General features: G+C 62.3%; 10 protein-coding genes. 4 read left to right on the top strand and 6 right to left on the bottom strand.

Annotation, left to right across the window (positions count from 1 at the left end; all coding sequences use genetic code 11):
- The first annotated feature begins 64 nt into the window (after window positions 1-64).
- The 3 genes from J3D60_RS19165 to J3D60_RS19155 are packed head-to-tail and all read left to right on the top strand — an operon-like array spanning window position 65 to window position 3,030.
- Entirely contained in the window at window positions 65-2,170 is a 2,106-nt protein-coding gene (locus tag J3D60_RS19165; RefSeq protein WP_065938163.1) for a bifunctional diguanylate cyclase/phosphodiesterase, read from the top strand.
- Window positions 2,171-2,213: 43 nt separating this feature from the next.
- The gene (locus tag J3D60_RS19160) at window positions 2,214-2,714 is read left to right on the top strand and encodes a M48 family metallopeptidase (protein ID WP_027606033.1); all 501 of its coding nucleotides are present in this window, start codon (window positions 2,214-2,216) and stop codon (window positions 2,712-2,714) included.
- Window positions 2,715-2,733: 19 nt separating this feature from the next.
- Window positions 2,734-3,030 (top strand): helix-turn-helix domain-containing protein, encoded by a 297-nt coding sequence (locus J3D60_RS19155; RefSeq protein WP_053128093.1) that lies wholly within the window; start codon window positions 2,734-2,736, stop codon window positions 3,028-3,030.
- A 119-nt stretch (window positions 3,031-3,149) separates the two neighbouring features.
- On the opposite strand, the gene J3D60_RS19150 is transcribed toward J3D60_RS19155, so the two are convergent.
- Complete coding sequence (locus tag J3D60_RS19150; RefSeq protein WP_253492428.1) at window positions 3,150-3,602, bottom strand: GNAT family N-acetyltransferase; 453 nt, start codon at window positions 3,600-3,602, stop codon at window positions 3,150-3,152.
- A 200-nt stretch (window positions 3,603-3,802) separates the two neighbouring features.
- Between J3D60_RS19150 and J3D60_RS19145 the strand changes: the two genes are divergently transcribed.
- Window positions 3,803-4,540: an ABC transporter substrate-binding protein gene (locus J3D60_RS19145; protein ID WP_065938165.1), complete on the top strand. Its 738-nt coding sequence runs from the start codon at window positions 3,803-3,805 to the stop codon at window positions 4,538-4,540.
- Between the two features lie 42 nt (window positions 4,541-4,582).
- Here the strand turns inward: J3D60_RS19145 and yccS are convergent, their stop codons facing one another.
- The 5 genes from yccS to J3D60_RS19120 form a co-directional block, all read right to left on the bottom strand.
- Complete coding sequence (gene yccS / locus J3D60_RS19140; RefSeq protein WP_065938166.1) at window positions 4,583-6,766, bottom strand: YccS family putative transporter; 2,184 nt, start codon at window positions 6,764-6,766, stop codon at window positions 4,583-4,585.
- A 220-nt stretch (window positions 6,767-6,986) separates the two neighbouring features.
- Window positions 6,987-8,165, bottom strand: coding sequence for an NAD(P)/FAD-dependent oxidoreductase (locus tag J3D60_RS19135; RefSeq protein WP_065938167.1), 1,179 nt, complete (start codon window positions 8,163-8,165; stop codon window positions 6,987-6,989).
- A 158-nt stretch (window positions 8,166-8,323) separates the two neighbouring features.
- Entirely contained in the window at window positions 8,324-9,661 is a 1,338-nt protein-coding gene (dbpA, locus tag J3D60_RS19130) for an ATP-dependent RNA helicase DbpA (protein WP_235865629.1), read from the bottom strand.
- Window positions 9,662-9,791: 130 nt separating this feature from the next.
- The gene (gene mdtD / locus J3D60_RS19125; RefSeq protein ID WP_027606026.1) at window positions 9,792-11,219 is read right to left on the bottom strand and encodes a multidrug transporter subunit MdtD; all 1,428 of its coding nucleotides are present in this window, start codon (window positions 11,217-11,219) and stop codon (window positions 9,792-9,794) included.
- A gap of 36 nt (window positions 11,220-11,255) precedes the next feature.
- The gene (locus J3D60_RS19120) at window positions 11,256-12,146 is read right to left on the bottom strand and encodes an alpha/beta fold hydrolase (RefSeq protein WP_253492426.1); all 891 of its coding nucleotides are present in this window, start codon (window positions 12,144-12,146) and stop codon (window positions 11,256-11,258) included.
- Window positions 12,147-12,196: the final 50 nt, after the last annotated feature.

Below are 12,196 nucleotides of genomic sequence, written 5' to 3'. Positions count from 1 at the left end.
CCTCAATGTTTGTCCGGGTTTTCTCTCAGAAGTGACCGGAGTAGACCCAAGGAAGAGACCTAGCATGGAATGCGTTCCACCTCATGGCGATGGCAGTTCGGTTCTTCTGGTGGTCGATGACTACCCGGAAAATCTGATCAGCATGCGTGCACTTCTGCAACGTGATGATTGGGTGGTGGTAACGGCCGCGTCCGGCGTGGAAGCCCTGGAGTTGCTGTTGCAGCATGAGGTCGACCTGGTGCTGCTGGATGTGATGATGCCCGGCATGGACGGTTTCGAAGTCGCCCGCTTGATGCGCGGCAGCCAGCGCACGCGCATGACCCCGATCATCTTTCTGAGCGCCAACGCTCAATCCCCCGCCGCCGTGCTGGAAGGCTACGCCAGCGGCGCCATCGACTACCTGTTCAAGCCCTTCGACCCGCACGTCCTCAAGCCCAAGGTCCAGGCGTTGCTGGAGCACCAGCGCAACCGCCGGGCCTTGCAGCGCCTGAGCCATGACCTGGAGTCCGCCCGGGCGTTCAATGCGTCGGTGTTGGATAACGCCGCCGAGGGCATCCTGGTGGTGAGTGAAGAGGGCATGATCGAATACGCCAACCCGGCGATTTCGCGCCTGCTCAATGCCACGATCCAGGAGCTGCAAGGCCAGGAGTTCCTGAGTTTCCTGCAAAAGCCCCACGTGCCCGTCTGGCTGGAATCGCAGATGTACGCCGGCTACCGCCGCGGTGAGACCTGGCGCCTGCATGATGCGCTCCTGCGCACCGGCCGCGGCCAGCAGGTGCCGGTGGCGTTGTCCTCTGCGCCGCTGCCCGCTGAACAGAAGGCCATGGTGGTGACGGTGCTGGATATGTCCGAAGTGCGTCACTTGCACCAGCAGCTGGAGTTCCAGGCCGTGACCGACCCGCTGACCGGTCTGCTGAACCGGCGCGGTTTTTACCAGGCGGTGGAAAACACCTTATCGCGCAGTGAGCGGACAGAGCAGTCCCTGGTGTTGCTGTACCTGGACCTCGACGGTTTCAAGCGGGTCAACGATTCTCTGGGCCATGATGCCGGCGACCGTGTATTGCGCTGGGTCTCGGAGCAATTGCAGGGCTGCCTGCGTTCCTACGACATTATCGGCCGCATGGGCGGCGATGAGTTCACGGCGTTGCTGGAGCTGGAGTTTCCGGAGCAGGCGGCAAAGATCTCGGAAAAACTGATCGAACGAGTGTCGGTGTGCCAGCAGGTCGACGGTTTGGATGTCATGCTCGGCGTCAGCATCGGCATTGCTACCTTCCCGGATTGCGGCGCGGATTTGAGTGGTTTGCTACGTGCGGCCGACATCGCCATGTATGAAGCCAAGCGCGCCGGCCGTCAGCAATATCGCTATTACGACCAGGAAATGAACGGCCGCGCCCGCTCGCGGTTGATGCTCGAAGACAGCGTGCGTACAGCGATTCAAAACAAGGATTTCACCCTGGTCTATCAGCCCCAGGTTTCGCTGGTGGATGGGCGTTTGCGCGGCGTTGAGGTGTTGTTGCGCTGGCAGCACCCCAGCGTCGGCGATGTGCCGCCGGGGCTGTTTTTACCGTTGCTGGAAGAAGCACGGCTGATCAGCCAACTGAGCGCATGGATTTACCAGCAGATCGCCGCCCAGCGCCAGGCGTGGCAGGCCGCGTTCGACGATGAATTGGTGCTGAGCGTGAGCCTGAGCAGCAGCCAGTTCAATATGCCCAACCTGGTGAATCAACTGCAGCAGATGCTGGATCGCTATGGGCTGGAGGGGTACCAGTTGGAGGTGGAAATCGGCGAGGACTGCCTGATGAGTAACCTGGAAGAGGGCGCCAAGCAGCTCAAGTTGCTGCGCCGTATCGGGGTGCGTATCGCGCTGGATGACTTCGGTTCGGGACAGTGTTCCCTGGCGCATTTGCGTGACCTGGCCTTCGATACGCTCAAGCTTGATCCGCAATTGGTTGCGCGGCTACCGGGCTCGGTGCGGGACGCGGCGATGGCGCGCAGCATTATCGAGCTGTGCAGGCATTTTGAGGTGGTCGTGGTGGCCGAGGGCGTGGAAACCCAGGAGCAGGCCCAGTGGCTCAAGGCCCAGGGTTGCCCGTTTATCCAGGGGCCGTGGGCGGCGCAGCCCTTGATGGCTGAAGAAGTGGTCGACTGGTCACGCGCCCGCACGCACTGAATTCGCTACACTGGCGCCCATCCGAATCCTGTTGCAGACCCCAATGACCGCGCTGAAATACCTCCAGGCCTACCCCGCTGCCCTCCAGGAGCAAGTGCGCCAACTGATCGCCAAGGACCAGTTGGGCGCCTACCTGGAGCAGCGTTACCCCGATCGCCATGGGGTGCAGAGCGACAAAGCCCTGTACGCCTATGCCCAGGCCTTGAAGCAGGAACACCTGCGCAACGCGCCGGCCATCGACAAAGTGCTGTTCGATAACCGCCTGGACCTGACCCACCGCGCCCTGGGCCTGCACACCACGATTTCACGGGTGCAGGGCGGCAACCTCAAATCCAAGAAAGAGATCCGCATTGCCTCGCTGTTCAAAGAGGCCGCGCCGCAGTTCCTGCGCATGATCGTGGTTCACGAGCTGGCGCACTTCAAGGAATCGGACCACAACAAAGCGTTCTACAAACTCTGCGACTACATGATGCCCGGCTACCACCAGGTGGAATTCGACCTGCGGGTGTACCTCACGTATCGCGACCTGCAGGGCAAGCCCTGACCGCACAAGGCGACCAACCATGGATGTGAGCAAGACCAAAAGCAGCTTCTACCGCCGGCTGTACGTGGCGTACCTGATCGACAGTGGGCTGGCCAGCAGCGTCCCGGCGCTGACCGACGTCACCGGCATGCCCCGGCGCACTGCGCAGGACACGATTGCGGCGCTGGCGGACCTGGATATTGTGTGTGAGTTCGAGCAGGAGGATGGGGCCCGCAACCATGCCGGGCATTATCGGATTCGCGATTGGGGCGCGATTGATCGGGGGTGGATCGAGGTGAATCTCAGCCAGATCAAGCGGGTTCTGGATTATCCCTGAGTTCAGCGGTGGCTGGGCCGGCGCTATCGAGAGCAAGCCCCCTCCCACAGTTTGAACGGTGAATACATTCAAATGTGGGAGGGGCGGTGCGACGATTCGACTTGCTCCCGATGGCGGCCTCAAGCGCGCCGCATCCCGATATGTGGAATATCATCCTCCAGGTATTCCTCACCCGCCACCACAAACCCATATCGCCCGTAATACCCCTGCAGATGGGCCTGGGCTGACAGGAAGATCGGCGTCTCAGGCCAGATCTCGTCAATCTGCCTGAGGGTTTCTTCCATCATCTGGTGCCCCAGCCCGGAGCCCCGTGCAACCGGCGCCACGATCACGCGGCCGATCACCACGTCGCCGCCCTGGGACTCCGGGTCCAGCAGGCGCAGGTAGGCCACCAGCTCGTCGTCTTTCCACGCCATCAGGTGATGGGTATCGCCCGCCAGGTCTTGCCCGTCGATATCCTGGTAGACGCACTTCTGCTCGACAACGAAGACCTCGCCGCGCAAACGCAAAATGGCGTAGAGCTGCTCCTTGCCCAGGTCGGTGTGATGTTTACAGACCCAATCGACTGTCATGGTGTGTTCTCACTTGAATGTCTGTTCTGGATAGTAAGCGCGGCGGACGACTCTGTCTAAATCGACTATTTTTGTGAATGAAATCAATTTGCCATCATTGAGTGCTCTCGACGTCCGTTTCTTTGTGTAATCTGAGCTAATGTTAGAACCTCAGGCCCTGCCTGAGCCAAGGCCACCGCCCGCCGCCAAGGATTTTGAGCATGCCGCGATTGTCTCGTGCCGTTGCTTTGATTGGAGTGTTGTTGCTGGCGACACCTGTGTTCGCACAGCGTCTGCGCCTGGTCGCGGATGCCTGGCCACCGTTTACCGATGCCACCTTGATCAACGGTGGCCTGGCCACCGATATAGTCACCACGGCCTTGGCCCGTGCGGGCTATGCCAGTGACTTCGAACAAGTGCCCTGGGCGCGGGCGCTGATGGGGGTGGGCGACGGGCGCTATGACGTGCTGGTCAACGCCTGGTACGACGAGGCCCGTACACAATTGGGGCAGTTTTCCGGCGAATACCTGCTCAATCGCGTACGTTTCATCAAGCGCCGTGACGATCCCATCGAGTTTCAGAACCTGGAGCAGTTGCATGACTATCCCATTGCCGTGGTGCGCGGTTATGCCTATTCGGCGGCGTTCGATGGGGATGGGCAGTTGCAGAAAGTGCCGGTGCATAACTTCGCCATGGCGGTGCGCATGCTGGCGGCGCAGCGGGTGCGGTTGACCGTGGAGGATGAGTATGTGGCGCGCTATTACCTGTCGCGCGAGTCGGTGCGGGTGCGCAATGCGGTGGAGTTTCTGCCCACGCCGCTGAGCGAAAACAGCCTGCATATCCTGGTCAGCCTGAAGAACCCTGAGCATGCGCAGATCGTTGCCGGTTTTGACCGCGAGATTGCCAGGATGAAGGCGGATGGCAGTTATGAGCGGCTGATGAAGGCCCATGGCATGTAGGGCCTGTGCGGGCCTCATCGGGGGCTTGCCTCCGATAGCGACCTAAGCCGCGCTGGTATCTTTGATCAAATGCGCCGCCAAGGTGCGCAACGGCCCCAATTGCCGGCATATCAACGCCAACTGCGTCTGCACCAACCGCTGCCCTTCATCAATCTCATCCGGCATCTGCTCCAGGTCCGCCGCCAGGGCCTCCTCGGCATCGCTCTGAATCGCAATCGGCTGCTTGTTCGCCAGCCCGGTGGCGATTTCGTCAATGCTCGCCGCCAGGCTATTGCCGGCGCCATCGATCAAGTGCGCGCGCACCTCGGCCGGCAGTTGGGTTTCGCGGTGTGCTCCGAGCCCCGACAGGTAGCTGAGCAAGGTGTGCGACAGCACCAGGAAGCGGAAGCCCACGTCCGCTTCCTTACGGAAATGCCCCGGCTCCATCAGCATATTGGCCAAGGTGGTGGACAGCGCCGCATCGGCGTTGTGGGCATTGCGCCGGGCCAGGCGGTAGGCCAGGTCGTCGCTCTTGCCAGCGGCGTATTGCTGCATGATCTGGCGCAGGTAGATGCTGTTGCAGGTCAGGGTGTTGGCCAGCACTTTGTTCAGGCGCCGGCCTTGCCAGTCCGGGAGGAACAGGAACACCGCCAGGCCCGCGATCAGGCTGCCGAGCAGGGTATCGAACAGGCGTGGCAGGAACAGTCCGTAGCCATCGCCCACCTGGTTGAAGCAGAACAGCACCATCAGGGTGATCGCCGCCGTGGCCAGGGTGTAGCGGGTGGTGCGGTTGATAAAGAACACCAGGCCGGCGGCGATGGCGAACATCGATTGCACCAGCGGGCTTGGGAACAGGTCGAACAGCGCCCACGCCACGGTGAGGCCGATGGCGGTGCCGATGATCCGCTGGCCGAGCTTGCGCCGCGTGGCACCGTAGTTCGGTTGGCAAACAAACAGCGTGGTGAGGATGATCCAGTAACCCTGGGAGGCGTGGATCGCATGCAGCATGCCGTAGCCGACGGTCAGTGCCAGGGACAGGCGCAGCGCATGGCGGAACAGCAGCGACGTCGGCGTGAGTTGGGTACGCAGGCGCGTCCACATTTCTTTCAGGTTACGCGGGGCGCGGTCCAGCAGGTTGCTGTCGGTGGCGTCGGCCAGGGCGTCGGGGTTGCTGGCGTCGCCGAGCAGGCGGTCGAGGGTGGACAGGTTGGCCGCCAGGGCGCGCAAGGAGCGCAGCAGGCCGCGCCAGGCCGGGTTGCTCTGGATGCGCAGGTGTTCCAGGGAGGCGTTCAGGTCGCCGAGGGCTTCGGCGAAGCTGTCGTCATAGATGAACGGCTGACGCAACTGGATCGACTCGGCCAGGGACTGGCAGGCCTTGCCTTGCTGGCGCAGCAGGCGTTGGCAGCGGAACAGCACATCGCTGTGGAAAAACGCATCGGCCAGGGCGTTGTAAGGATAGTGGGAGGAGCTGGCGCGTTCGTGGATGTCCTGGGCCAGGAAGTACAGCTTGAGGTAGCGACTGACCTTCGAGCCGGGTCGGCCATTGCCGACGCGGTGCAGGATGATTTCCTTCGCCGCATTCAGCGCCGCCACCACCCGGCCGTTTTGCTGGGCCAGTTCCAGGCGGCGGGCTTCCACGTCCAGTTGGCGAATCGGTTCGAACAACGATGATTTGAGCTTGAGGTAGCGCCCCAATTCGCGGAACAACCGCGCCAGGCTCTGCTGCACCGGCTGGTTGGAAAACAGCGCCTGCCACAGCACCGACAACGCGCCGTACCAGGCGGCGCCGGCCACCAGCAGCAACGGCTCATGCCAGAAATCACTGACGGCGCCGCCGCGCTGGTCCACACCGATCATGGTGTAGACCGACAGAATCAAGGTGGCCGAAGCAATCGCACCATAGCGTTCGCCCAAGGCGCCGAGCATGGTCAGGCAGAACGTGGCCAGGGCCAGGGAGATGGCGAAAATCCAGGGGTAGGGGAACAGCAGCTCCACCGACAGCGCGGCAATGCTGAAACACACCAGCGTCACTGCCAGGGCGTTGAGGCGGCCTTGCCAGCTGTCGTCGGTCTCGGCCAGGGCGCTGGCGATAATCCCCAGGAACAGCGGGATCAGCAGGGTCATTTCATCCTGATACCAGCACAGCGCCATGCTGCCGGTGAGGGCGATAAACACCCGGATGCTGTAGCTGAATTTATCCAGCGCCCACAGGCGCCGCATGGACTGCTTGAACGAGGTCGATGACATGAAGTCTGGAGTCTTCCGGGACGATGCCGCTAAATTGAGCCATCAGTGACGCCACGGCAAGGGTGGTGATCACATCTGGCAGCAAATTATTCCCAGGCATACCGCAAATCAAAATGTGGGAGGGGGCTTGCTCCCGATTGCAGTGTGTCAGTCAGAACATCTATCACTGGTACACCGCTATCGGGAGCAAGCCCCCTCCCACATTTTTTACTGCGTCGTGTCAAACAAACTGCGCGGCCGCGTAACCGGAAGCCCAGGCCCACTGGAAGTTAAACCCGCCCAGATGCCCGGTCACATCCAGCACTTCCCCAATAAAGTACAAGCCCGGGCTTTTCAGTGATTCCATGGTCTTGGACGAGACTTCCCGCGTATCCACCCCACCCAAGGTCACCTCGGCCGTGCGGTAGCCCTCGGTGCCCGCCGGCACCAGTTGCCAGCTCGAGAGTTTTTGCGCGATATCGGCCACTTCAGCGTGGGTGTACTGCTTCATCGGCTTGGACGCGAACCAGGTATCCGCCAGCAGATTGGCCATCTTCTTGGTGAAGATTTCACCCAGCAGGGTTTTCAGCTCGCTGTTGGGGCGCTCGACCTGCTGCTGTTGCAGCCAGGTGTGGGCGTCGTGGTCGGGCAGCAGGTTGATCTCCAGCGTGTCGCCGGACTCCCAGTAGGAGGAAATCTGCAGAATCGCCGGGCCGCTGAGGCCGCGATGGGTAAACAGGAGGTTCTCGCGAAAGCTCTGGCCGTTGCAGCTGACCAGGCAATCCACCGAGGTCCCGGACAGCTCGCCACACAAGTCCTTGAGCTGGTCGGTGATGGTGAACGGCACCAGCCCGGCGCGGGTCGGCAACAGCTCATGGCCGAACTGCCTGGCGACTTGATAGCCAAAGCCGCTGGCGCCCAGGGTCGGGATCGACAGGCCGCCGGTGGCGATCACCAGGGATTCGCAGCGCAGTTCACCCAAGGTGGTTTGCAACTGGTAGCCGCTGTCGACCTTGGCGATTTCTTCAATCGAGGTGTCCAGGTGCAGGCTCACGCCGGTCTGGATGCACTCGTCCAGCAGCATGCCGAGGATGTCACTGGATTTGTTATCGCAGAACAGCTGGCCGAGTTTCTTCTCGTGGTACGGCACGCCGTGCTTGGCCACCAGGCCGATGAAATCCCACTGGGTGTAACGGGCCAGGGCCGACTTGCAGAAGTGCGCGTTGTGCGAGAGGAAGTTGGCCGGCTCGGTGTACATATTGGTGAAATTGCAGCGGCCACCGCCCGACATCAGGATCTTCTTGCCGGCCTTGTTCGCATGGTCGAGCAGCATCACCTTGCGCCCACGCCCGGCGGCGGTCAGTGCGCACATCAAGCCTGCGGCGCCGGCGCCAATGATCACAACTTCGGTCGAGCGCAAAACGGTGTCCTCATACAAATTCTGATTTGGAATGCAGTTAATGTGGGAGGGGGCTTGCCCCCGATAGCGGCGGTTCAGTCACATCTATATTGACTGACACTCCGCTATCGGGGGCAAGCCCCCTCCCACATTGGATCTCCATTGGTGCGGAGATCGTGTTACAGGATCCGCACACGCAACGAACGGCCTTTGATCTTGCCGTCGTTCAAGCGCTGCAACGCCTGCTTGGCGATGCCGCGTTCCACGGCCACGAAGGCCTGGAAGTCGAAGATCGCGATCTTGCCGACCTGGGCACCCGGGATGCCGGCTTCGCCGGTCAATGCGCCGAGGATGTCGCCTGGGCGCACCTTGTCTTTGCGCCCGGCGGCGATGCACAGGGTGCTCATCACCGGCAGCAGCGGACCACCGCTTTGCGGCTTGAGGTTGTCCAGTTGGTCCCAGTTCAGCGGCGACTTCTGCAGTTGCTCGATGGCCTGGGCGCGGTGCGCTTCGGACGGCGCCACCAGGCTGATGGCGATGCCGGTCTCACCGGCACGACCGGTACGGCCCACGCGGTGGATGTGGATTTCCGAGTCGCGGGCCAGTTCGACGTTGATGACCATGTCCAGCGCGTCGATGTCCAGGCCGCGGGCGGCGACGTCGGTGGCCACCAGCACCGAGGTACTGCGGTTGGCGAACATCGCCAATACCTGGTCACGGTCGCGCTGTTCCAGGTCGCCATGCAGGCCGACGGCGGAAATGCCCTTGGCCGTCAGGTGGTCGACGGTTTCCTGCACTTGCTGCTTGGTGAAGCAGAACGCCACGCAGGAGGCCGGGCGGAAATGCGCCAGCACCTTGGTCACGGCGTCCATGCGTTCTTCCGGGGAGATCTCGTAGAAACGCTGCTCGATCTGGTCGTCGGAGTGGAACGCTTCGGCTTTCACTTGCTGCGGCGCGCGCATGAATTTCGAGGCCAGTTGCTTGATGCTCACCGGGTAGGTGGCCGAGAACAGCAGGGTCTGGCGGCGCGGCGGGGTCTTGCTGATGATGTCTTCGATGGCGTCGTAGAAGCCCATGTCGAGCATGCGGTCGGCTTCGTCGAGGATCAGGGTGTTCAAGCCGTCCAGCACCAGCGAACCCTTGCGCAGGTGTTGCTGGATACGGCCCGGGGTGCCGACGATCACGTGGGCGCCGTGCTCCAGGGAAGCGATCTGCGGGCCGAGGGACACGCCGCCGCACAGGGTCAGGACCTTGATGTTGTCTTCGGCGCGGGCCAGGCGGCGGATTTCCTTGGCGACCTGGTCGGCCAGCTCACGGGTCGGGCACATCACCAGGGCCTGGCAGCCGAAGTAGCGCGGGTTGATCGGGTTCAGCAGGCCAATGCCGAACGCCGCGGTCTTGCCGCTGCCGGTCTTGGCCTGGGCAATCAGGTCCAGCCCCTTGAGGATCACCGGCAAGCTTTGCGCCTGGATCTGCGTCATCTCGACATAACCCAGCGAGTCGAGGTTAGCCAGCATGGCGGCGGACAGGGGCAAAGTATTAAAAGCGGTGGCGATGGTAGTCACGGGACTGGCTCTGCAAAACAAAATGTCGCGCAGTGTACCAGCCCTGTAGGAATTTCCCCGCAAGTTCTAGACGAGACGCCCGTTAATGCTCGATATGCTGTTCCGGGCTGGCCGCCCGTTTGCCGTCTTGGGGCGACAGTTGCAGGAAGATCGCCGCCGCCAGCATCGCCATGATGCCTACGGTGAGGAAGGTCAGCTGGAACGCGCCGAGCACCGTGCTCACGCCATCGTTGCCCGACTCGGCGGTAAACCCGCCGAGCAACGCACCGGCACAGGCCACCCCCAGGCTCAGGGACAGTTGCGCCACCACCGACAGCAGACTGTTGCCGCTGCTGGCCTGGGCGTCATCGAGGTCGATCAGGGTGACGGTGTTCATCGCGGTAAATTGCAGCGAGTTGATCGCCCCCAGCACCGCCAGCATGGCCAGCAGCAGCGGGTAGGGCGTCTGCTCGCTGACCAGGCCCATGCTCGCCAGCATGATGCCCAGGGCCAGGGTATTGCCGGTCAGCACCACGCGATAACCCAGACGCTCGATCAACGGACGCGCCACCGACTTGGCGAACATCGCCGCTGCCGCGAGGGGCAGCATGCTCATGCCGGCCTGGGACGGCGAGTACCCCAGGGCCACTTGCAGCAGCAACGGCACCAGGAACGGCAAGGCACCGCTGCCCAGGCGCGCGAACAGGTTGCCGAGGATGCCCACCGCAAACGTGCGGGTCTTGAACAGCGCCGGTGAAAACAGCGGGTTATCGATATGCCCGGCGCGCAGCCAGTACGCCGCCAGGCACGCCAACCCGCCGAACAGCAGCAGCATCACCCGCAGGTGCGGCAGGTGCAGCTCGCCCAGGCCTTCCATGGCAATGGTGATCAGCACCATCGCTGCGCCGAACAATAGAAAACCGAGGCCATCGAAGCGTGTGCGCTCGCTGCCGCGCAGGTCGGGGATGAATTTCCACACGGCGTAGCAACCGATCATGCCCACCGGCAGGTTGATCAGGAAAATCCAGTGCCAGGTCAGGTATTGCACCATCCAGCCGCCCATGGTCGGGCCGAGCAAGGGCCCGAGCAGGCCGGGGATGGTGATGAAGCCCATGATCCGCACCAGTTCGGAGCGGGGGTAGGCACGTAGCACCACGAGCCGACCGACCGGCAGCATCAGCGCACCGCCGAGGCCCTGGATGACCCGCGCGCCCACCAGCATGGTCAGGCTGCTGGACAGGGCGCACAGCAAGGAGCCGATGCTGAACAGCATGATCGCGCCGAAGAAGATTTTCTTGGTACCGAAGCGGTCGGCGATCCAGCCCGAGGCCGGGATCAGCAGGGCGACGGTGAGCATGTAGGCGATCACCACCCCTTGCATGCGCAGCGGGTTTTCCGCCAGGTCCCGGGCCATGGCCGGCAGTGCCGTGTTGAGAATCGTCCCATCCAGCGATTGCATGAAGAAGGCAATCGCGACCACCCAGGGGAGCCAGCGGGCGGTCTTGGCATCGAGAGGGGCACGATCTGGCATGGGGTACCTGTTTGTTAGCCGGCTATGTGTCGGCGATTATGCGCCATTCGTCGCTCCTTTTCCCACTGGCGGTTCGTCTAAATCCGACAGCGCCGCGTGCTCGCCCACCAGGAAATCCAACAGCGCACGGTGCACCGCCAAAGCCGCCTCGCGGGACTCCAGGTCGAGTAAATGCCCGGTGTGTTCGGCCACGGCAAAGCTGCTGCGGCCGACGTAGTGCTTGAACAGTTGGGCATCCGCGGCGGGGGTGTATTCGTCCAGCGTGCCGTTGAGAAAGTGCACCGGGGTTTCGATCTGGCGCAGTGCCGGCAAGTAGTTGCCATCACCCAGGGCCAGGACCTGGTGGATATGAAAGCGCGCCTGGCGGTACTCGGTGGTGGCCATGTTCGACAGGTGCCGATGGTTGTTGCGCTTGAGGCGTGGCGACAGGTATTTGCCGACGGTCTCGTTCAGCAGGTGGCCGACGGCGGATTTGTCATCGGCCTCGATCAGCACCCGCACGCGCTCCACATAGTCGAGCATGGCCTGGTTGAGGTTGGGCGCCAGGGCCATCACCACCGAGCTTTCGATCGACGGCGGGTTGTGCGCCAGGGTCAGCAGCGTGGAGATACCGCCCCAGGAGGCCGAGACCAGGTGGTTGACCTGGAAGCGCTCGACCAGGGCGCGCAGGATTTGTACCTCGTCATCCTTGGTCACCAGATCCAGGTCGGTGTTGTGTTCGCGGGAATAGCCCGAGAAGGGCAGGTCGAACAACAACACATTGAAATGCTCGGCCAGGCATTTACTGGTACGGGCGAATGAGCGTGTGGTGGACAGTGCGCCATTGACCATCAGGATGGTCTTCTTTTCCGAATCGTTTCCCAACTGCTCAACATGAACGTTGTAGTGCTTGAACAGCTTTTCTATGACAAAACTTCCATGGTTCATGTCAACGCTCCAGCTTGCCCTTCCCGGGCAAGGTCGTGCTCTCGTGGGTG

Source organism: Pseudomonas sp. S3E17, assembly GCF_024168685.1.
GTDB lineage: Bacteria > Pseudomonadota > Gammaproteobacteria > Pseudomonadales > Pseudomonadaceae > Aquipseudomonas > Aquipseudomonas marginalis.
This window is presented reverse-complemented; position numbering and strand designations above follow the sequence as displayed.